19 protein-coding genes are annotated in these 21,512 nt (G+C 70.1%); 3 read left to right on the top strand and 16 right to left on the bottom strand.

Annotated features, from left to right (window positions below):
- Positions 1–316: 316 nt before the first annotated feature.
- From Amac_RS40740 to pgsA, 16 genes are all read right to left on the bottom strand, one after another.
- Positions 317–823, bottom strand: coding sequence for an adenine phosphoribosyltransferase (locus tag Amac_RS40740; RefSeq protein ID WP_155359775.1), 507 nt, complete (start codon positions 821–823; stop codon positions 317–319).
- A gap of 200 nt (positions 824–1,023) precedes the next feature.
- Complete coding sequence (gene secF, locus Amac_RS40735; RefSeq protein WP_307729824.1) at positions 1,024–2,070, bottom strand: protein translocase subunit SecF; 1,047 nt, start codon at positions 2,068–2,070, stop codon at positions 1,024–1,026.
- Complete coding sequence (secD, locus tag Amac_RS40730) at positions 2,067–3,797, bottom strand: protein translocase subunit SecD (protein WP_246269032.1); 1,731 nt, start codon at positions 3,795–3,797, stop codon at positions 2,067–2,069. The genes secF and secD overlap by 4 nt, the downstream gene beginning before the upstream one ends.
- Positions 3,798–3,839: 42 nt before the next feature.
- Positions 3,840–4,217, bottom strand: a complete 378-nt coding sequence (yajC, locus tag Amac_RS40725) for a preprotein translocase subunit YajC (protein ID WP_155359774.1) — start codon at positions 4,215–4,217, stop codon at positions 3,840–3,842.
- A gap of 306 nt (positions 4,218–4,523) precedes the next feature.
- On the bottom strand, positions 4,524–5,573 hold the full coding sequence (gene ruvB / locus Amac_RS40720) for a Holliday junction branch migration DNA helicase RuvB (protein ID WP_155359773.1): 1,050 nt from the start codon (positions 5,571–5,573) through the stop codon (positions 4,524–4,526).
- A 73-nt stretch (positions 5,574–5,646) separates the two neighbouring features.
- Positions 5,647–6,264, bottom strand: a complete 618-nt coding sequence (ruvA, locus tag Amac_RS40715; protein WP_155359772.1) for a Holliday junction branch migration protein RuvA — start codon at positions 6,262–6,264, stop codon at positions 5,647–5,649.
- Positions 6,261–6,785, bottom strand: coding sequence for a crossover junction endodeoxyribonuclease RuvC (gene ruvC, locus Amac_RS40710; protein WP_155359771.1), 525 nt, complete (start codon positions 6,783–6,785; stop codon positions 6,261–6,263). The genes ruvA and ruvC overlap by 4 nt, the downstream gene beginning before the upstream one ends.
- Positions 6,786–6,864: 79 nt before the next feature.
- A complete protein-coding gene (locus tag Amac_RS40705; protein WP_155359770.1) occupies positions 6,865–8,016 on the bottom strand; it encodes a GNAT family N-acetyltransferase in 1,152 nt (383 codons plus the stop codon).
- A 45-nt stretch (positions 8,017–8,061) separates the two neighbouring features.
- Entirely contained in the window at positions 8,062–8,841 is a 780-nt protein-coding gene (locus tag Amac_RS40700) for a YebC/PmpR family DNA-binding transcriptional regulator (RefSeq protein ID WP_155359769.1), read from the bottom strand.
- A 3-nt stretch (positions 8,842–8,844) separates the two neighbouring features.
- Complete coding sequence (pdxT, locus tag Amac_RS40695) at positions 8,845–9,417, bottom strand: pyridoxal 5'-phosphate synthase glutaminase subunit PdxT (RefSeq protein ID WP_174900290.1); 573 nt, start codon at positions 9,415–9,417, stop codon at positions 8,845–8,847.
- A gap of 5 nt (positions 9,418–9,422) precedes the next feature.
- The gene (gene pdxS / locus Amac_RS40690; protein ID WP_218038478.1) at positions 9,423–10,331 is read right to left on the bottom strand and encodes a pyridoxal 5'-phosphate synthase lyase subunit PdxS; all 909 of its coding nucleotides are present in this window, start codon (positions 10,329–10,331) and stop codon (positions 9,423–9,425) included.
- 107 nt (positions 10,332–10,438) lie between these two features.
- Positions 10,439–11,443, bottom strand: coding sequence for a DUF3048 domain-containing protein (locus Amac_RS40685; protein ID WP_155359768.1), 1,005 nt, complete (start codon positions 11,441–11,443; stop codon positions 10,439–10,441).
- Positions 11,444–11,520: 77 nt separating this feature from the next.
- Positions 11,521–12,048: a LemA family protein gene (locus Amac_RS40680; RefSeq protein ID WP_155359767.1), complete on the bottom strand. Its 528-nt coding sequence runs from the start codon at positions 12,046–12,048 to the stop codon at positions 11,521–11,523.
- The gene (locus Amac_RS40675) at positions 12,048–13,175 is read right to left on the bottom strand and encodes a glycosyltransferase family 4 protein (RefSeq protein ID WP_155359766.1); all 1,128 of its coding nucleotides are present in this window, start codon (positions 13,173–13,175) and stop codon (positions 12,048–12,050) included. The genes Amac_RS40680 and Amac_RS40675 overlap by 1 nt, the downstream gene beginning before the upstream one ends.
- On the bottom strand, positions 13,172–14,080 hold the full coding sequence (locus Amac_RS40670; protein ID WP_155359765.1) for a phosphatidylinositol mannoside acyltransferase: 909 nt from the start codon (positions 14,078–14,080) through the stop codon (positions 13,172–13,174). Before Amac_RS40670 ends, Amac_RS40675 begins: the two co-directional genes overlap by 4 nt.
- Positions 14,067–14,696 carry a phosphatidylinositol phosphate synthase gene (gene pgsA / locus Amac_RS40665; RefSeq protein ID WP_246269031.1) on the bottom strand — a complete coding sequence of 210 codons (630 nt, stop codon included), beginning with the start codon at positions 14,694–14,696 and terminating at the stop codon, positions 14,067–14,069. Before pgsA ends, Amac_RS40670 begins: the two co-directional genes overlap by 14 nt.
- Positions 14,697–14,888: 192 nt before the next feature.
- Between pgsA and Amac_RS40660 the strand changes: the two genes are divergently transcribed.
- The 3 genes from Amac_RS40660 (at position 14,889) to Amac_RS54555 (ending at position 21,348) form a co-directional block, all read left to right on the top strand.
- Entirely contained in the window at positions 14,889–17,006 is a 2,118-nt protein-coding gene (locus tag Amac_RS40660; RefSeq protein WP_155359764.1) for an elongation factor G-like protein EF-G2, read from the top strand.
- Between the two features lie 156 nt (positions 17,007–17,162).
- On the top strand, positions 17,163–18,701 hold the full coding sequence (locus Amac_RS40655; protein ID WP_246269030.1) for a glycoside hydrolase family 10-like protein: 1,539 nt from the start codon (positions 17,163–17,165) through the stop codon (positions 18,699–18,701).
- A gap of 94 nt (positions 18,702–18,795) precedes the next feature.
- On the top strand, positions 18,796–21,348 hold the full coding sequence (locus Amac_RS54555; RefSeq protein WP_174900289.1) for a hypothetical protein: 2,553 nt from the start codon (positions 18,796–18,798) through the stop codon (positions 21,346–21,348).
- Positions 21,349–21,512: the final 164 nt, after the last annotated feature.

The raw sequence follows: 21,512 nt of genomic DNA, 5'->3' as shown, positions 1-21,512 counted from the left end.
CTGCGTCGCACGGCCGGCGCGGGCTTGTCGCCGGTCTTCTCCCCGGTCCTTTCCCCGTCGTCTACTCCAACGTCACGCGGGCGGGATTCACTTCCAAGAGCACGCTCCGGCGCACGTTCCGGCACTCGGTCCGGCGCGCGTTCCGCCGCACGTTCAGCCGCTCGGTCCGGCACGGCCGCGCGCGGCTCCACCGGCGCGGGCTCCGCGGGCGCGGCGGAGGACACGCTGCCGGGGGCGACCACATCACGGGGCACTCAGACTCCTTACACGTCGAGTCCAGGCCCCAAGTCTATCGGTGGTGGCTCTGAGCTCGGGATCAGACGGTTACCAGGGACCGCACGTCCAGGTCGGGCAGCCTCTCCCGGCCGGAGAGGAAGGACAGCTCCATCAGGAACGAGACCGCGACCACCTGCGCTCCCGTCCGCCGGACCAGGTCCACGGTCGCGGCCGCCGTGCCGCCGGTGGCGAGCACGTCGTCCACGATCAGCACCCGCTCGCCGGGGGCGAGCGCGTCGGTGTGGATCTCGACGGTGGCGGAGCCGTACTCCAGATCGTAGGACGCCTCCAGTGTCTCGGCAGGCAATTTGCCCTTCTTGCGCACCGGGACGAAACCCGCGGCACAGCGGATCGCGACCGGGGCGGCCAGGATGAAGCCGCGCGCCTCGATGCCGACCACCTTGTCGAACGCGTATCCGGCGGCCAGGCCGTCGACGACCTTGGTGAAGGCGGCCGGGTCAGCCAGCAGCGGGGTGATGTCCTTGAACAGGATGCCCGGCTTGGGATAGTCGGGAATGTCCCTGATCAGTGAGATCCAATCGGTCACCCGCCCACCTTAGCTTGGCCGCGCCTGTGTCTGGACTGAGGAACGCAGGTCGCGAAGCGGCCGGAGTGACGAGGGAAGACACAGGCTGAAGGCGGCCAAGCCCGCCGATCCGAAGGATCGGCCATGAACACAGCACGCTTTAAACGCAGGACACCCCGCGTCCCTGGCAGGGATCGCGGGGTGTCCGAGCGAGCGGAAGGTTACTTCTTGGGCTTGGCCTTGGCGGCGCCGACCGGCTCCGTCTTGGCCTTCGCGGTGGTCTTGGAGGTGGACTGCTTGGCCTCCGAGGCCTCGCGCTGGGCGACCCGGCGGGCCAGGGCCTGCCACTGCGGCTCCCGCTCCTTGAGCGACACCAGGATCGGGGTCGCCACGCAGATCGAGGAGTAGGTGCCGACCAGCATGCCCACGAACAGCGCCAGCGACAGGTCCTTCAGCGTGCCCGCGCCGAGCAGCGTGGTGCCGATGAACAGGATCGCCGCCACCGGCAGGATCGCGACCAGCGAGGTGTTCAGCGACCGGATCAGGGTGTGACTGAGGGCGTTGTTGGCCGCCTGCGTGTAGGTCATCTTCGCCGACGTGCCCAGCTTCCCGGTCACCTCCTTGATCATGTCGAACACCACGACCGCGTCGTACAGCGAGTAGCCGAGGATCGTGAGGAAGCCCAGCATGGTCGCCGGGGTCACCTCGAAGCCCGACCACGCGTACACGCCCGCGGTGATCACCAGGTCGTGCACGAGGGCCACGATGGCCGCCAGGGCCATCTGCCACTCGAACGCGATGGTCAGGTACAGCATGATCGCGACCATGAACACGATCAGGCCGATGACGGCCTTCTCGGAGACCTCACCGCCCCAGGTCGCGCCGATCACCTGCGAGCTGACCTGGTTCTTCGCGATCCCGTACTCGGTGGCGACGGCCTGCTGGACCTCGCTCACCTGGGCCGTGGACAGGCTCTCGGTGGTGACCCGCCAGTTGGCGGTGCCCGCCTCCTGGACGATGATCTGGTGCACGCCCGCGTCGCTCATGGTGGCGCGGACCGACTCCACCGACGAGGTCGGCGTCCTGGCGAAGTCGAAGACCGAGCCGCCCCGGAACTCCACGCCCAGGTTGAGGCCGTTGTTGACGATCAACCCGACGATCGAGAAGACGAGCAGGAAGGCCGAAAGCCCGTACCAGATCTTGCGCTTGCCGACGAAGTCGATGTTGATGTCGCCGCGGTAGAGGCGGCTGATGACGCCCGGCATCATGCCTCCTGCATGGTCTGAGACTCGGAGCGGGCCATGCGTTCGGCGTCGAGACCGGACAGCTTGTGCCCCTTGGAGAAGAACTTGGTGCGCGCCACCAGGGACATCAGCGGCTTGGTGAACAGGAACACCACCACGACGTCGATGACCGTGGTGAGGCCCATCGCGAACGCGAAGCCCGCCACGTCGCCGACGGCCAGGAAGTAGAGCACCACGGCGGCGATGAACATGACCGCGTCGGCCACCAGGATGGTCCGGCGGGCCCGCCGCCAGGCCACCTCGACCGCGGCCCGCATCGAGCGGCGGCCCTCCTTCATCTCGTCTCGCATCCGTTCGAAGAAGACGATGAAGGAGTCGGCGGTGATGCCGATCGAGACCACCAGGCCGATGATGTGCGGGAGCGACAGGCGGAAGCCCGCGTTCTCGCTCAGCACGGCGACCGACAGGTAGGTCACGACCGTGGCGACGCCGAGGCTGGCGATGCCGACGAGGCCGAGGCCCCGGTAGTACAGCAGCAGGTACAGCATGACGATCACGAGGCCGATGGCGCCCGAGATCAGGCCGCCGCGCAGCTGGTCGGCGCCGAGCGTCGAGGAGACCGACACGACCGAGCTGGTGTTGAACTTCAGCGGCAGCGCGCCGTACTTGAGCTGGTCGGCCAGGTCGCTGGCGGTCACCTGGGTGAAGCCGCCGGAGATGCGGGCCCGGCCGCCGGGGATCGCCTCGTTGATGGTCGGCGCGACGATGACCGCGCCGTCCAGCACCGTGGCCAGCTGGTTGCGCGGCTGCGGCAGCGTGGTGATCCGGCGGGTGATGTCGGCGAACTGGGTGGCGCCCGCGCTCTTGAAGTCGACCTGGACGATCCATTCGCCGGTGGTCGGGTCGGTGCCCGCGGAGGCGTCCGCGAGTTCGGTGCCCCGGACCGCGGCCTTGTCCAGGATGTACTTGATCTGGCCGCTGGTGTCACACGCCGCGTACTGCTTGTCCGGGTCGTCCTGGTTGCCCTGGCCGAAGTTGGTGGCCGAGCACTTCAGGTCCCTGAACTGCTGGAGCACGGCCGGGTCGATGCCGCTCAGGTCCTGCCCGGCCAGCGGGTCGTCCGCGGGCGGGGTGGTGGCCCTGCTCGTCGCCAGCGGCGACGGCTCCGTGCTCGCGCCCGGGCTGGCCGACGCGCTGGGCTCGGGCTGGGCGGTCCCGCTCGGCGACGGCGCGGTGAGCGCCTTGGAGAGGGCACGGCCCGCGGGGCTGGCGCTCGCGGACGGCTCGGACGAAGCGGCGGGCGGCGAACCGGCGGGAGAAGCCGCCGGGGATCCGCTGGGAGCCGCGCTGGGCAGCGGCGCCGGCGTGTCCTGGGCGGGACCGATGGCCAGCACCTGGCGGAACCGGAGCTCGGCGGTGGTCACCAGCTTCTCCGCCTGTTCCTGACCGGCCCCAGGGATCTGGATCAGAATGTTGCTGCCGGATTTGGCGACCTGGGCGTCGGAGATGCCGGTGCCGTTGACGCGGTCGCGGATGATGTTGACGGCCCGGTTGAGGCTCTCCTCCGGCGGCGCCTTCTTGTCCAGCGTCTCCGGTGACAGGGTCACCGTCGTGCCGCCGGCCAGGTCCAGGCCGAACTTCGGAATGAACGCCTTCTGCAGGATCGTCGCCGCGCCCATGGCGAGGATGATCGCCAGCAGCACCAGGAGCGTACGTCCGGGCTTGATCTGGCTACTTGTCGGTGGGGCCACTGGTGGTCAGTCTTTCGGTCAAGGGGTCTTCAATGAGGTGAGTCAGGACTTCTTGGTACTCTGATCCCCCTTCTCAGGGGCGTCTACCACCGTTTCCTCATCCACTGCGTCCTCGGCGTCAGAGTCGGCGTCCACCTCATCGGGATCCTCCGGCTCCTCGCCCGAGGTGATCACGCGGCCGATGGCGGCCTTGATCCAGCGCGTCTCCACGCCGGGCGCGATCTCCAGCAGCACGTCGTCGTCCAGGAAACCGACCACGGTGGCGAACAGACCGGTCGTCGTCATGACGCGAGAGCCCACCGTGAGGGAGTTCTGCATCGCGACCTGCTCCTGCTGCCGCTTACGCTGCGGACGGATGAGCAGAAAGTAGAACACCACGATCAACAGGATGATCGGGAGGAACTGCGCAAGCCCTTCCACGGGGCTCTCCTTCGGTACGAGATGACCGGCCTAACGCGCCGGAGGTCACACAGGTGTACGCCTGCCCGGGCCAGGCCGCTGAGTGCCGCCAATGTGCCGCTCAGCACGTCAGCCTACACAGCCAGCCAAGCCACGCAGTGTAGGCGAGCGGTGAGAAGCCCGGCAACGAACCCACGTTTAGGCGCGCGGGAAAGTTCCGGGTTTCACGCCCTTGCAACCGATCTGTGATCCGTAGCACACCCTATGGCATCCGTGTACGCCTTTCGCCCACAGCGAGCCCCCGTGCCCGGTCACGAAGGGAGGAAACTACTCCTCATCGGCGACCCCGAACGCGTCGAGGGCGCCGAACGCGCCCGGCGGCGGCACGAGGCCGAAATGCGTCCACGCGGCGGCGGTCGCCACCCGGCCCCGCGGCGTGCGGGCCAGCAGACCCTGCCGGACCAGGAAGGGTTCGGCCACGACCTCGACGGTCTCCGGCTCCTCCCCCACCGCGACGGCCAGGGTGGACAGGCCGACCGGGCCGCCGCCGAAGCGGCGCAGCAGCGCGGTGAGGACGGCGCGGTCGAGCCGGTCCAAACCTTCGGCGTCGACTTCGTAAAGATTGAGCGCGGCGGAGGCGATCTCCCGGGTGATCAGGCCCTCGGCGCGGACGTCGGAGAAGTCGCGGACCCGGCGGAGCAGCCGGTTGGCGATGCGCGGGGTGCCCCGGGAGCGGCCGGCGATCTCCTCGGCGGCCTCGCCGGGCAGGTCCACCGAGAGCAGCCGGGCCGAGCGCCACAGCACCCGCTCCAGCTCCTCCCGCTCGTAGAAGTCCATGTGGGCGGTGAAGCCGAAGCGGTCGCGCAGCGGCGCGGGCAGCAGCCCGGCCCTGGTGGTGGCGCCGACCAGGGTGAACGGCGCGATGTCGAGCGGGATGGCGGTGGCGCCTGGGCCTTTGCCGACGACGATGTCGACGCGGAAGTCCTCCATCGCGAGATACAACATCTCCTCGGCGGGGCGGGCCATCCGGTGGATCTCGTCGATGAAGAGCACTTCGCCGTCGCTGAGGGTGGAGAGGATGGCGGCCAGGTCGCCCGCGCGTTCCAGCGCGGGGCCCGAGGTGACCCGGAGCGGGGCGCCCAGCTCGGCCGCGATGATCATCGCCAGGGTGGTCTTGCCCAGGCCGGGCGGGCCGCTCATCAGCACGTGGTCCGGCGGCCTGGCCCGCAGCAGCGCGCTCTGCAGCACCAGCGACAGCTGTTCGCGCACCCGCGCCTGGCCGATGAACTCGCTCAGCCGCTTGGGGCGCAGGGCGGCCTCGATGACCCGCTCGTCGCCTTCGGCGTCGGGCGAGACCAGCTCCCGATCGAAACTCACGACCGCCCCCCGCCTGAAAGATTCACACCACCGGCGGAACGCCAGCACAGAGGGGCCATCCCACGCCGGGCGATCATCGCACGCTCAGCGATCTGAGCGCGGCCTTGAGCAGCACGGCTACCTGCGGGGCGCGCCCGGCCGCGGTCTCCAGGTCGGCTTCGGGGGCGACGGCGGCCACCGCCTCGTCGGCGTCCCTGGTGGAGTAGCCCAGCCCGATCAGGCCGGAGTGCACCTGCTCCCGCCAGGGCGCGCGCCGCCCCCCGTTGATGGCGGCGTTGACCGCCTCCTCGGGCGTGCCGAGCTTGTCCTTGAGTTCCAGGACGATGCGCTGGGCGCCCTTCTGGCCGATGCCGGGGACCATGGTGAGCGCTTTGAGGTCGGCCGCGGCCACCGCCACGCGGAGCGCGTTCGGCGTGTGCACGGCCAGCATGGCCAGCGCGATCCGGGGGCCGACGCCGCTGGCGGTCTGCAGCATCTCGAAGACCACGCGCTCGTCGTCGGAGGCGAAGCCGTACAAGGTCAGGGATTCCTCGCGGACCACCAGCGAGGTGAACAGGCGGGCGGCCTCGCCCGTGCGGAGGGTGCCCAGGGTGCCGGGCGTGCAGTGCACGAGGATGCCGACGCCGCCGACCTCGAGGACGGCGGAGTCGGGGGCGAGGGCGGTGACCCGGCCGGAGACGGATGCGATCACGGCTTCCCCTTCGCTCGGGCGAGGGCGTCGGCGAGGCGGTTCTGGGCCGCGCCGCGCCAGAGGTGGCAGATGGCCAGGGCGAGGGCGTCGGCGGCGTCGGCCGGTTTGGGCATCGCGTCGAGCCGGAGCAGCCGGGTCACCATCAGGCCGACCTGCTTCTTGTCGGCGGTGCCGCTGCCGGTGATGGCGGCCTTGACCTCGGAGGGGGTGTGCAGCGCGACGGGCAGCCCGCGCCTGGCCGCGCAGAGGATGGCCACGGCGGCGGCCTGCGCGGTGCCCATCACGGTGCGCACGTTGTGCTGGGCGAAGACCCGCTCGACCGCGACCGCGTCCGGCCGCACGTCGTCCAGCCACCGTTCGATCCCGGTCTCGACGGCGACCAGCCGGGCGCCGATGTCGTCGTCCGCGGGGGTGCGCACCACGCCGACGGCCACCAGGCTGAGCGGTGTGCCCGGCCGTCCTTCGACGGCGCCCAGCCCGCACCGGGTCAGCCCGGGATCGACCCCCAACACCCTGAGCACGCCCAGACCCCCACTCCACCGAACACCTGTTCGGCGGAGACTTTACTCCACCGGGGCCGCGCAAGCACGCGGGACACGATCAGAAGTAGTCGATCATGTACGGTTTGGCCGCGAACGCGGCATCCAGCGCCTCATCTTCTTCCGCGGGCCCGGTCATCAGGCCGGCCCGCCGCAGGGTCGCGGTGGGGATCCCGGCGTACAGCGCGGAAAGGCCGCCGATGGCGAGGCTGGGTCCTCCGGGGGAATCGGAGCGGGTAGCCGTACCGGATCCGGAGGCGACCTCAAGCCGCCAGGCGCCCGAGTTGCCCGGACGCTGCAGGTCCTGGACCTGGACGACGGCGTCCATGGTGACGGCGGCCGGGTAGCCGCGCGCGGCGACCGCCGCGGCCACGTCGATCAGGCGGAACATCCAGCGGTGCTGCTCAACCGTGTCGTGCTTGCGGTCGGCGAGCAGCCAGAAGACCGGGTCGTCGGGCGTGACCGCGGCCTTGACCCGCTTGGCGACGGTGGCGTGCGAGCCGACCAGGGACCACAGCGCGCGGGCGGTGGCCTCGGACCCGGCCACCAGGTTGTCGACCTCGATGTCCTCGCCGGACCAGCGGTAGTACACGAACCCGTCGTCGGCGAGGTAGCAGAAGTCGTCATCGTCGTCGAGCCAGAGCCGCCAGGTGCCCTCGTCGGCGGAGATCGGCCCGCTGGCGCGGGTGCCCGCGTACACGCGGGAGAGCACCGACATCAGCTCGGGCACGTCGTCGGGGCCCATCCGGCGGACCTTGACCGGCTCGGTGGCGGCGATGGCGCGCAGCGCCTCGGCGGGGATGGTCGCGATCGGCTGAGCGCCCGCGTGCTCCCAGCCCAGCCGCCGGTACGGGTGCGTGGCGGCCGGATAGAGCGCGGAGACCACGTGCCCGAGCTCGGCGCAACGCTCCAGGGCGGCCAGCACGATCTGCCGCCCGGCCCCCCGGCCGCGATCCTCCGGCGCCACGGTGACGCTGGCGACCCCGCCCATGGACACCGGCCACCCGTGCCACCACTGCGTGTACGGATTGATCCGCGCGGTCCCCACCAGCCGCGTCCCGTCGAACGCCCCCAGGTAACGCCCCGCCGCCAGGAACGGCAGGACCCACCTCCGCCAGAGGGCCGCCGAGCTGTCGGACAGGGGCCCGAAGGCCCGCTTACGGCCGTCCAGCACGGCGTCCAGGTCGGCCTCGGTCAGATCGCGAATCTCCACAACCGCCCACCGTATTCCGCCCGGCGACCCCGGAGCGAACGAATTTCAGGCGTCCAGCTTCTCCAGGATCTCGTCGGAGACGTCCACGTTCGCCCACACGTTCTGCACGTCGTCGGAGTCCTCCAGCGCGTCGATCAGGCGGAACACCTTGCGCGCGCCCTCCTCGTCCACGGGCACGCTGATGGACGGCATGAAGCTGCTCTCCGCGGAGTCGTAGTCGATGCCCGCCTCCTGCAGCGCCTTGCGCACCGGCACCAGATCGGCCGCCTCCGACACGATCTCGAAGGACTCGCCCAGGTCGTTGACCTCTTCCGCGCCCGCGTCCAGAACGGCGTCGAGCACCTGGTCCTCGGTCAGCTCGACCCGGCCCGCCTTGGTCTCGGAGACCAGCTTGGACACGATGACGACGCCCTTGCGATTGAACATGTACGACACCGAGTTGGGGTCGGCCAGCGAGCCGCCGTTGCGGGTGAGCGCGACCCGGACCTCGGAGGCGGCCCGGTTGCGGTTGTCGGTGAGGCACTCGATCAGGACGGCGACGCCGTTGGGGCCGTAGCCCTCGTACATGATGGTCTGCCAGTCGGCGCCACCGGCTTCCAGGCCCCCGCCGCGCTTGCGGGCGCGCTCGATGTTGTCGTTGGGGACCGAGCTCTTCTTGGCCTTGGTGATGGCGTCGTAGAGGGTCGGATTGCCCTCCGGGTCGGGACCGCCGGTCCTGGCCGCTACCTCGATGTTCTTGATGAGCTTGGCGAAGAGCTTGCCGCGCTTGGAGTCGAGCGCGGCCTTCTTGTGCTTCGTCGTCGCCCATTTGGAGTGGCCGGACATCGCCTAGAGCTCCCTTACCATCTCAACGAAATACGAATGGACCCGCGCGTCACCCGTGAGCTCCGGGTGGAAGGACGTCGCGAGCAACGGCCCCTGACGGACCGCGACGATCCTATCGCCAGCGCGGGCCAGCACTTCGACATCGGCGCCCACGGACTCCACCCAGGGGGCTCGGATGAACACCGCGCGCAGCGGCCCGCGCCCGGCGAAGTCGAGGTCGGCCTCGAAGGAGTCGACCTGGCGGCCGAAGGCGTTGCGGCGGACCACCATGTCGATGCCGCCGAGGGTCTGCTGGCCGTCGATCCCGCCCTGGATGCGGTCGGCCAGCATGATCATCCCGGCGCAGGAGCCGAAGGCGGGCAGCCCTTCCTTGATCCGCGCCCGGAGCGGTTCGAGCAGGTCGAAGGCGACGGCGAGCTTCCAGATCGTGGTGGACTCGCCGCCCGGGATCACCAGGGCGTCCACCGCTTCGAGTTCCTCGGGACGCCGTACCGACATGCCGTGCGCGCCGACGGAGGCCAGGGCGCGCAGATGTTCGCGCACGTCCCCTTGCAGGGCGAGCACGCCGATCTTCACGTGAGTCACCAGCCGCGCTCGGCCAGCCGGTGCGGGGCCGGGATCTCCTCCACGTTGATGCCGACCATGGCCTCGCCGAGGCCGCGGGAGACCTTGGCGATGACGTCGGGGTCGTCGTGGAAGGTGGTGGCCTTGACGATGGCGGCGGCGCGCTCGGCCGGGTTGCCGGACTTGAAGATGCCGGAGCCGACGAAGACGCCCTCGGCGCCGAGCTGCATCATCATGGCGGCGTCGGCGGGGGTGGCGATGCCGCCCGCGGTGAACAGCACCACCGGCAACTTGCCGGTCTTCGCGACCTCGGCGACCAGCTCGTACGGCGCCTGCAGCTCCTTGGCCGCCACGTAGAGCTCGTCCTCGGGCAGCGAGGTGAGGCGCTTGATCTCGCCCCGGATGGTCCGCATGTGGGTGACCGCGTTGGAGACGTCGCCGGTGCCCGCCTCGCCCTTGGAGCGGATCATGGCCGCGCCCTCGGTGATCCGGCGCAGCGCCTCGCCCAGGTTGGTCGCGCCGCACACGAACGGCACGGTGAAACGCCACTTGTCGATGTGGTTGGCGTAGTCGGCGGGGGTCAGCACCTCGGACTCGTCGATGTAGTCGACGCCCAGCGACATCAGCACCTGGGCTTCCACGAAGTGGCCGATCCTGGCCTTGGCCATGACCGGGATCGACACCGCGGCGATGATGCCGTCGATCATGTCGGGGTCGCTCATCCGGGACACGCCGCCCTGCGCGCGGATGTCGGCGGGCACGCGCTCCAACGCCATGACCGCGACCGCGCCCGCGTCCTCGGCGATCTTCGCCTGCTCCGGGGTGACGACGTCCATGATCACGCCCCCCTTGAGCATCTCGGCCATGCCGCGCTTGACGCGGGCGGTGCCGACGGACGGGGAGACTTCAGGGGTAGACACGGCGATACCTCACACTGCTGGTAAGCGGGACATTTCCATCCTAGGCGTCGGGCAGTGCCCTCCCGGACGCTCCACTTTGTCAGAGGTATCCGGAAACCTTGGACAAGGTGTCCTTACGGCTGGATCGGCTTCCTGGACGCCAGAACCACCCATACCGGACCGCGGGCGAAGGTCATGCGCTCGCCGTCGGGGGTGGTGAACGTGGTGCCCTCCTCCTCGCTCGGCCGCTCCCAGTTGACCTTGTACGCCTGGCCGTCCCGCAGCACGATACCGGTGCCCTTGCCGGTGGAGTGCACCAGCGGCGTGTAGCTGCCGTTCACGTCGTGGAACTGGGACCGCTCGGTCTTGGTGTACTGCACGACCACGGTGGCCGCGCCGAGCTGGGCGCCACCGGCCGCCATGTCCTTCGCGCCGTCCTGCCATACCAGCCAGCGCTTCTTGGCCTCGCTCCAGCCGAAGGTGAACCTGGCCGCCGGGTAGCGCACGCTGTAGCTCTTCTTGGGGACTCCCCCGGCGGGCGGCTCGTCGGAGAAGGCGAAGCCGATGTCCTTGGCCTTCGTCGCCTTCCCGGCCTGGCGCAGCAGCTTGCTCGGGGTGCCGACCAGGTTGTACGGCGCGTACCTGCCCGGATAGCGGAAGTACGCGCCGGGCGCCGCGCTGTCGGAGACGTCGAACAGCGACGCCTCCTGCACGAACGGGATCATCTTGGTCTGCACGCCGGAGTAGGCCAGCGCGGGCTTGCCGAACATGGGCAGGATGTGCAGGTCGGAGATGCGGGCCGAGCGGACCGGGCCGACCTCCTTGGGCAGGCGCGAGGAGAAGATCGCCATCAACCGGGTCAGGCCGCCCTCGACCTGCTCCACGTAGACGATGTCGGCCTTGTCCACGCCGATCTGCGGCTTGCCCGACGAGGTGTTCTCGATCTTGACGGCGAGCACCGGGCGGCGGGCCGCGACCGGCATCCCGGTGAACGGATGCTCGGGCGGGGCGGTCGGGGACTCGGTGACGCTGGCCGCCTGCGGCTGACTGCCGGGCGGGTCGTCCGAGGAGGAACACGCGGCGGCCAGAAGCGCCAAACCCGACGCCAGCGCGGCACCGATGACCCGTTTTGCCCGCACCGAACAGTCTCCTCCCGATATGAAACGGCAAGAGCTTACCCGGGCTGTCTGGGAAATCGGCCAGAGCGGGTAAATCGCTACTCGGTCGCGAGGGCTACCGGGGGCGCGTCGTCGATCTCGAAGAAGCGCGGGAAGTCGGTGTGCCCGGCCAGCCGGAGCGTGCGGGCCAGCCAGCGGCGCTGCGCGATCCGGGTGACCCCGACGGCGGTGTTGTAGAAGCGGCGCGAGTAGAGGACCTTGGCGACGGCGCTGTCGAGCTCCTCCAGGAGTTCCGGCGCGTGCACCTTCTCCAGGAACCGCTCCTGGTCGACTACCGCCCGCAAGGTGCGCGAGAGGTCGCTCTCGGCGTGTTCGCGTTCGTCGGGGCCGGCCGTACGGGCCTCGTGGGCGGCGGCGGCCAGCACCAGCGAGGTGGCCGGGTCGAGCAGCCGGGACCCCGCCAGTTCCAGGCAGACCGCCGAGCGGCGCAGCAGGGCGGCGTCCAGGGCGGCCTGGGCGGTCTCCAGGCGGATGTGCAACCGGTCCAGACGTCCGGCCCGCCAGGAGATGTAGACGGCCGTGAGCAGCACGATGGCGCCCACGACCAGGATCAGCGTGGTCGTCATCAGGCGTCGTCCTCCACGATGACGGGCGCCCCGACGACCGTCTCGTACACCCGCAGCACATCGCGGGCGACCGTGGACCAGTCGTATTTGCGGACCGCCAGGCGGGCTTCGGTCGAGAACTTGGCGCGCAGCGCCGCGTCGTCCAGCAGCCGCGCGGCCTCGCGGGCGAGGGCGGCGGCGTCGCCGGTGGCGAACAGGGCGCCCGCCTGGCCCTCGCCGAGCACCCGCCGGAACGCCGGGATGTCGCTGGCCAGGATGGGCGCGCCCGCCGACATGGCCTCGGTGAGCACGATGCCGAAGCTCTCACCGCCCAGGTTGGGCGCGCAGAAGATGTCCACCGAGTGGTAGGCGCGGACCTTGTCGGCCTCGCTGACCAGGCCGAGCAGGCCGATCCTGGGGTGCAGCTCCTTGGGCACGCGGGCGTAGACGTCCTCGGCGTCACCGGGCCCGGCCACCATCAGCCGCAGCCGGGGGCGTTCCTGAGCGAGTTTCGTGAACGCCTCAAGCAGCACGGGCAGGCCCTTGCGCGGCTCGTCCATGCGCCCCAGGAAGCCGATCACGTCGCCGTCCGGCCCCCAGCCGGGCAGCGGCTCGGCCTCCGCGTAGCGGCTGACGGTCACCCCGTTGGGGATCAGCACGGCGTCGCCGCCCAGGTGCTCGACCAGCGTCTTGCGCGCCGCGTCGGAGACGGCGATCCGGCCGGTGATCTTCTCCAGCGCGCTCTGCAGCATCGGCGCGGCCACCGACATGGCCCGGGAGCGCTGGTAGGAGGCGTGGAAGGTGGCCACGATGGGGCCGCGGGCGACCCAGCAGGCCAGCACCCCGATGGACGGCACGGCCGGCTCGTGCACGTGCAGCACGTCGAACCGGCCCTCCCTGATCCACTTGCGCACCCGGTTGGCCGACAGGAACCCGAACGTCAGCCGCGCCACCGACCCGTTGTACGGCACCGGCACCGCCCGCCCCGCCGACACCACATACGCGGGCAGCGGCGCGTCGTCGCTCGCCGGGGCGATCACCGAGACCCGGTGCCCGTCCTCGATCAGCGCCTCGGCCAGGTCCCGGACGTGGGCCTGCACTCCCCCGGGCACGTCCCACATGTAGGGACAGACGATGCCGACCCTCACCTTGGGTCCAGGTCGTCCAGCCAGAGCCGCTGCAGCATGTGCCAGTCCTCGGGCCGCTCGGCGATGCCCTTCTCGAAGGCGTGCGCCATGCGCTGGGTCATCGCGGCGACCTTCTCCTGCCGGGTGCCCTCGGCGGGCACGGGGATCTCCTCGTACACCTGGAGCCCCCATTCTTTGCCCTCGAACAGGGGGATCGCGGGCACCAATGCCGCGCCGGTCTGGATGGCCAGCAGGGCGGGCCCGGCCACCATCCGGGCGCGGGCCCCGAAGAAGTCCACCTCGACGCCGGTCGCGGTCAGGTCGCGCTCGGCGGGCAGCGCCACCGCCTTGCCCTCCCGCAGCCGTTTGGCCAGCGTGCCGAAGGCGTGCGCGGTGCCGCCGCCCTTGGCGGTGAGAGGCAGCACCTCCATGCCGAGACCCTCGCGGAAGGCGACGAACCGCTCGAACAGCGACTCCGGCTTGAGCCGCTCGGCGACGGTGGTGAACGAGTGCCCGCGGCCGATCAGCCAGGTTCCGGCGGCGTCCCAGTTGCCGGTGTGCGGGATCGCGATCACGATGCCGCGCCCGGCCGCGAGCACGTCGAAGATGTGGTGCTCGTCGGTGACGTGGGTGCTTTCCACGATCCGCCGGTGATCCATGGCGGGGAGGCGGAAGACCTCCATCCAGTACCGGAAGTACGAGCGCAGGCCCGCCCTGGACAGCTCCCGGAGGTAGGGGTCGGTCTTGTCCCGGCCGGTCACCCGGGCCAGGTTGGACTCCAGCCGGAGCACGGACTTGCCGCGCCGCCGCCACATCACGTCGGCGATCGCCCGGAACAGCCGGGCCGCGAGGGGTTCGGGGAGGAGTTTGACCAGGGACCAGCCGACGGAGTACGCCGCGGCCACGATCCGGTCAGTGAGCGTCATGGGCGACCGCCTGTCGGTAGACGTTGACCATCCGCTGGCCGACGGTGACCGCGCTGGCCGCCGCCAGCGCCCAGAGCGCCACCGCCAGCAGATACGGCACCCCGAGCCCGTCGCAGAACACCGCCACCAGCACGATCAGCAGCCGTTCCGGGCGCTCGGCGATGCCCACGTTGGCGGTCATCCCGAGCCCTTCGGCCCGCGCCTTCGCGTACGACACCAGCGCCCCCGAGACCAGGCAGAAGAGCCCAACCCCTGCGAGGATAAACTGGTCAAACAGGACAAAATAGATGATAAGCCCGGAGAAGATGCCGGCGTCGCCGAGCCTGTCCAGGGTCGAGTCGAGGAACGCGCCCCAGGTGGAGCCGCTGCCGGTCAGCCGGGCGAGCACGCCGTCCAGCATGTCGGCGAAGACGAAGAAGGTGATGACCAGCGTGCCCCAGACCAGCTGCCCGCGCGGGTAGAACCAGAGCGCGGCGGCGACGGTTCCCGCGGTCCCGATCGCGGTGATCACGTTCGGCGAGACGCCGTGCTTGGCGAGCACCCGGCCCAGCGGGGTCATGACTCGGGCGATCACAGGGCGTAGGACGTTCAGCATCGCGGTCCGATCGTAGGGCATCCGGGGGGACCCACAATCACAGCAAGGGTCTTGTGATCTGGGGCACATCGGTAAAGGGTGGGTTACACGCGCCTGAAGTACCGGGGGTGCGGAAGGGCGCGCAGCTGCGGCCGGGGGCGGCCGCTCCGGCCCGCGACGTGCGCGTATGGGCTGGAACGACCGCTCGCGACCTTCTCAGACCCGGGAGGCGATGTGGCGGAAAGAGTTAGCGGAGGGACATCAGGGGCCGCGGGCAGGGCACCCACGGCCGATCGGGCGGACATGGTGCGCAATGTCGTGCTGGTCGGCCACTCCGGAGCGGGCAAGACGACCCTGGTGGAGGCGCTGCTGGCGGCGACGGGCGCCATCCAGCGGGCCGGCCGGGTCGAGGACGGCACCACGGTGAGCGACTTCGACGAGGTCGAAGTACGGCAACAGCGCTCGGTCAACCTGTCCCTGGCTCCCGTGGTCCACAACGGAATCAAGATCAACCTGCTGGACACGCCCGGGTACGCCGACTTCGTGGGCGACCTGCGGGCCGGGCTGCGCGCGGCGGACGCGGCGCTGTTCGTGGTGTCGGCCGCCGAGGGCATCGACGGGCTCACCCGGATGCTCTGGGAGGAATGCGCGGGCGTCGGCATGCCCCGCGCGGTCGTCATCACCAAGATCGATCACCAGCGGGCCAACTTCGACGAGGTGCTCGCCTCCTGCCAGGACGCCTTCGGCGACGGCGTCGCCCCCCTCTACCTGCCGGTGAACGGCACCGGGCTGCTGGGGCTGCTGTCGCAGCGTTTCTTCGACTATGGCGGCGGGAGCCGTACCGAACGGGAGCCGGACGCAGAGCAGCTGGAGCTGATCGAGCAGTATCGCGGCGAGCTGATCGAGGGGATCATCCAGGAGAGCGAGGACGAGTCCCTCATGGACCGTTACCTCTCCGGCGAGGAGATCGACACCAAGGTGCTCATCGACGACCTGGAGAAGGCCGTCGCGCGGGCCGGATTCCACCCGGTGCTGGCGGTCGCGCCCGGGGTGGGGCTGCTCGAGCTGCTGGAAGTGATCACGCAGGGCTTCCCGTGCCCGCCGGAGCACCGGCTGCCCGAGGTCACCACGCTGGACGGCAAGCCGGTCGCCGTCCCGTCCTGCGACCCGGACGGGCCGCTGGTGGCGGAGGTGGTGAAGACAACCTCCGATCCGTACGTGGGGCGGATCAGCCTGGTGCGGGTGTTCTCCGGGACGCTGCGCCCGGACATGACCGTGCACGTATCCGGGCACGTGCCGGATCGCGAGCACGACCTGGACGAGCGGATCGGCGCGCTCACCTCGCCGCTCGGCAAGACCCAGCGGCCGATCGCCAAATGCGTGGCCGGGGACGTCTGCGTGGTGGCCAAGCTGGCCCACGCCGAGACCGGCGACACGCTCTCGGACAAGGAGCGGCCGCTGCTGATGCGGCCCTGGGAGATGCCGGAGCCGCTGCTGCCGGTGGCGATCCGGGCCAAGTCCAAGGCCGACGAGGACAAGATGTCGCAGGCGCTGGCCCGGCTGGTGGCCGAGGACCCGACGTTGCGGCTGGAGAACAACCCGGAGACACGGCAGCTGGTGCTGTGGTGCATGGGCGAGGCCCACGCCGACGTGCTGCTGGACCGGCTGGCCAAGCGGCACGGCGTGGAGGTCGAGAAGATCGAGCTGCGGGTGCCGCTGCGCGAGACGTTCGGCGGCCGGGCGCAGGGCATGGGCCGCAACGTGAAGCAGACCGGCGGGCACGGGCAGTACGCGGTCTGCCATGTCGAGGTGGAGCCGCTGCCGTCCGGCGGCGGGTTCGAGTTCGTGGACAAGATCGTCGGTGGCGTGGTGCCGCGCCAGTTCATCCCGTCGGTGGAGAAGGGCGTGCGGGCCCAGATGGACCGCGGCGTGGTCGCCGGGTATCCGATGGTGGACATCCGGGTCACCCTGTACGACGGGAAGGCACACTCGGTGGACTCCTCCGACATGGCGTTCCAGATCGCCGGGCAGCTGGCCCTGCGGGAGGCCGCCGCGAAGGTCCCGGCGCTGCTGCTCGAACCGGTGGACGAGGTGTCGGTGCTCGTCGCCGACGAGTACGTGGGCGCCGTCATGTCGGACCTGTCCTCCCGGCGCGGGCGAGTGCTCGGCACCGAGGCGGTGGGCACCGGGCGCACCCTGGTGCGGGCCGAGGTGCCCGAGCTGGAGATCACGCGATACGCGATAGATCTACGGTCGATGTCGCATGGAACCGGGTCATTCCATCGCGGTTTCCTCCGTTATGAGCCGCTGCCGTCCCATCTCGCGGACAAAGTCGCGAGCACCGAGGATTAAGGGGTTTCCGAACGCCGGCCGTTTCGCGCGGCCGGCGATCGGGCAATGCTCATAGGTGCCTTTCGTCACATGCGCATCACGAGTCGATTTCTTTTTTCCGGCCAAAGCATGGCCGCGCCGATGCAACACTGAGGAGCCGTTCTCCGAGGAGGCTTGGTGAGCTCAGTGAAACGTCAGGTGGGTCAGGTTCTGGCCGTCGCGACCGTCGCCGCGTCCGCGGCCTCGGTGGCGTACGCGTTGACGCCGGGGACCGCCACGGGCGAGAACGTGCCGCCGGCGACGTGCGCGGCCGAGGCCGGCAAGCGCCAGTTGCGGGGCATGTGGATCACGACCGTGCACAATCTGGACTGGCCGTCCAAGACCGGGCTGAGCCCCGACCGGCAGCGCAGCGAGTATGTGAAGTTGCTGGACACGGCGGTGAAGCGCAACTTCAACGCGGTCTTCCTGCAGGTGCGGCCCGCGTCGGACGCGGTCTACCGGTCGTCGCTGGAGCCGTGGTCGAAGTTCCTGACGGGGACGCCGGGCAAGGATCCGGGGTGGGATCCGCTGCCGTTCCTGGTGGACGAGGCGCACAAGCGGGGGCTGGAGTTCCACGCGTGGTTCAACCCGTATCGGGCGGCGTACGACGACAAGACGGCGAAGCTGCCCGCGGGGCATCCGGCGCGGGTGCATCCGGAGTGGACGGTCAAGCATGAGGGGCGGCTTTACTACAATCCGGGGCTGCCGCAGGTGCGGGACCATGTCACGCGCGTGATCAAGGATGTGGTGCGGCGGTATGACGTGGACGGGGTGCACTTCGACGACTACTTCTACCCGTATCCGGGGGGTGGGGCGAAGTTCGCGGACACGGCGGCTTTCCGGAAATATGGGGATGGGAAGTCGCTGGCGAACTGGCGGCGGAGCAACGTCAACAAGCTGGTCGCGCAGGTGTCGAAGGCGGTCCGCACGACCAAGCCGTATGTGAAGTTCGGGATCAGCCCGTTCGGGATCTGGCGCAACAAGTCCGATGACCCGAGCGGATCGAACACGCGCGGCATGTCCGCATATGACCAGATTTATGCGGATCCGAAGGCGTGGATCAAGGCGGGGTCGGTGGATTATCTGACGCCGCAGCTCTACTGGCCGCGGGGGCTGGCGGTGGCCGACTACAAGGTGCTCGTGCCGTGGTGGGCGAAGGCCGTGCGCGGGACCGGGGTCGATCTTTACATCGGGCAGGCGTTGTATCAGGTCGGGACGGCGGGCGCCTGGTCGAAGGCGGGTGAGATGCCAGCGCATCTGGCACTGAACCGGAAATATCCGGAGGTGAAGGGGGATGTGTACTTCAGCGCGTCGCAGGTCCGGGGCAATCCGCTCAAGGTGATGGATCGGCTGGAGGAGGAGCACTACGCCCGTCCCGCGCTGCTGCCGCTGATCGCTGGGCTGCCGAAGAGCACCCCGGCCGCGCCCGAGGATCTCAAGGCCGTCGGCGGCGCGCTCGTGTGGCAGGCCCAGCCGGGCGCGCGGGCCTACGCCGTCTACCGGACCTCCCAGCAGGACAGCTGCGCCACCGCCGACGGGCGCAATCTGGTCGCGGTCATCCCGGCGAGCGCCCGCCCCGCGTACCAGCTCAGAACGGGCGGGTTCTTCCACGTGACCGCGCTCGACCGCCTGCACAACGAGAGCGCTCCGGCAACCGTGAAAATCACCCTTCCCTAACCTCATCGGGCGCCCGCGCGGCGCCGCCTGGACGGCGGGGGTCGGTTGCCCCTACGGTGCCCCTTGCCGTTCACGAGTTCGGGGAGGTCATTCGGTGAGGCGCGCGCTGGTCGGGCTGGCCGTCATCTTGTACGGCCTGGCGTTCACGGCCGCACCGGCCGGGGCGAATCCCGTCAATGCCGGGCGGGTCGCCCTGATCGGGGTGCCCGGGCTGATGTGGAGCGACGTCAACGCCGCCGACACTCCGAACCTGTGGCGGCTCGCCGGGCAGAGCGCCGTCGGCTCGCTCTCGGTGCGTACTGTGGGCAGCGTCACCTGCCCGTACGACGGGTGGCTGACCGTCTCGGCCGGCGTACGGTCGGCGGTGGGCTCCCGCTGCGGACTGCCGCCGGAACCCGACACCAGCCTGCGGGAACCCGCGCTCCGCGAGTTCGGCTGGTTCGCCTTGGTGGCCGGGGTGCCGACCGCGGGCACCGTCGGCCGCATCCGGCACCTGGATCGCTGCACGATGGCGGTGGGACCCGGCGCGGCCCTGGCCCTCTCCGACGAGAACGGCGCCGTCGACTTCTACGAGCCGTCCGTGGACCGAGTCACCGACTGGTCCCGCTGCGAGCTCCTCGCCGTTGACGTGGACAGCCTGGTCCGGCCCTACCTGGACGGCGAAAAGCTCACCAGGACGGCGGAAAAGCTCTCCCCCGAGGCCAGACGCGCCGCCGTCCGCACGGCCGACACCCAGGTGGGGACCGTACTGGCCGGGCTGCCATCGTCCTTCACGGTGCTGGTGGCCGGGTTGTCCGATCATGGTTCCGTACCGCATCTGCGGGTCGCCATGATGCGCATCCCGTCGCCACAGGTCACGATGCTGCCCCCCGGGTTGCTCCCGGTGCCGCCGGAAACGGCCACGACACCATTGCCGGAGGGCGCCTCAACACAGCCGCCAGGGACGACCGCGACACCATTGCCGGAGGGCGCCTCAACACAGCCGCCAGGGACGACCGCGACGCCGTTGCCGGAAACGGTCTCAACGCAGCCGCCGGGGGCGGGCACGACGCGGTTGCTGGGGGCGGCCTCGACGCACCGGGACGACATGGTCATCCTGCCCGACCTCACCACGAGCCTGCTCCTCAGCGCGGGCTGGACCGCTGCCGACATCCCGGCGACGGCCATCGGCCAGGCCTGGCGCCCCGGCGAGCCGATCGCCCTGGACAAGGCCGTCGAGCGGCTCCGCACCGCCGACGTCGCCGGTCAGACCATCCGCGACATGGGCGGAATCTTCTTCACCTGCCTGGCCGTCCTGCAGGTCCTCTTCTACGCCTCCGCCTTCTTCCTGCTCCGCCGCCGCAAGGGCCTTGGCGCGGTCCGGATCGCGGCGGTCGCCCTCGCGTCCATCCCCGCCGCGACCTACCTCATCAACCTCACACCCTGGGCCGCCACCGCAGCCCCCACCCTGACCCTGGCCGCCGGAATCATCACGTTCGCGGCAGCCCTCGCGACCATCGCCCTCACCCTGCCCCGACTACTAACCCGCCGCCCCAGCCCCACTCAAACTGCGATTCCCGCATCTGAGCCGATTCGGATTTCCGCATCCGCCCCGACGTCGGGCCCGTCCTCGAGTTCGGTCCCGGTGTCGGCTTCGGTCCCGGTGTCGGCTTCGGCTTCGGCTTCGGTGTCGGCTTCGGCTTCGGCTTCGGCTTCGGTGTCGGCTTCGGCTTCGGCTTCGGCTTCGGCTTCGGCTTCGGCTTCGGCTTCGGCTTCGGCTTCGGCTTCGGCGGAGAACGTCCTTCTTCCGCTGGGGGTTGTCGCGGGCGTGACGGCCACGATCCTGCTCGGTGACCTGCTGACCGGGACCCACCTCCAGCTCAACGGCGTGATGGGCTACACCGGCGTGGTGGGCGCCCGCTACTACGGCCTCGGCAACATCCCGTTCGCGCTACTCGCCACCGCCGTCCTGCTGGTCGCCACAGCCGCCGCCGACACACTGGTACGACACGGACGGCGAACCCTGGCCGTCGTCCTGGTGGCGAGTCTCGGCATCTTCGCCATGATTCTGGACGGCTGGCCTGGAGTCGGCAGCGACTTCGGCGGAGTGATCGCCTTCGTCCCCGGCATCGCTGTGGCGACGCTGATCGTGGCCGGCAAGCGCGTGTCGATCATCAAACTGGGCGCGTTCTGCATCGCGGGCGGCGTGATCGTCATGGCCATCGCCTACCTCGACTACCGCCGCCCCCCAGCCTCGCAGACCCACCTAGGCCGTTTCGTCGGCCAGGTGATCGACGGCACCTTCCTGCCAGTGATCACCCGCAAACTGGAAGCGATGCTGCACACACTCCTCAGCCCCAACCTGATGCCCGTCGTCATCGCCGCCTTCGCCTTCCTCATCTTCGCCCTGCTCCGCCCCGGCGCGGCCACCGCCGGCGTGCTCCCAGTGGCATTCGAACGAGCCCCCATGCTGAAGGCAGGCCTACTGGGCGCCCTGGTCAGCGGCGTAGTCGGCATGCTGGTCAACGACTCAGGCGCCGCCGTCCTATCAATGGCCCTAGCCCTAGCCGTCCCCCTGGTCCTGAGCGCAGGCATCCGCGCCCTCCAACTCGCACCCACCAAACTCCTCACTCAAGACCAGGTCACCACAGAACGCAGCACCCCATAGCCCACAACCTGAATCGAATGCCCGTCCTCAAGCAGTTCGTCTCCATGGGTGGAAGAACCACGCGGATCAAGCTGCCGCCTCGTTCGGGTGACCACGGTGATGGCAGGGGCGGGCGGAGCCCGTGGGGAATCAAAGGGCTGGGTGGGTGGGACAACCACGCGGAC

Origin of the sequence: Acrocarpospora macrocephala, from assembly GCF_009687865.1 — a bacterium.
Taxonomy (GTDB): domain Bacteria; phylum Actinomycetota; class Actinomycetes; order Streptosporangiales; family Streptosporangiaceae; genus Acrocarpospora; species Acrocarpospora macrocephala.
Note: the sequence above shows the minus strand (reverse complement) of the source record. Positions and strands in the feature narration are given on the sequence as shown.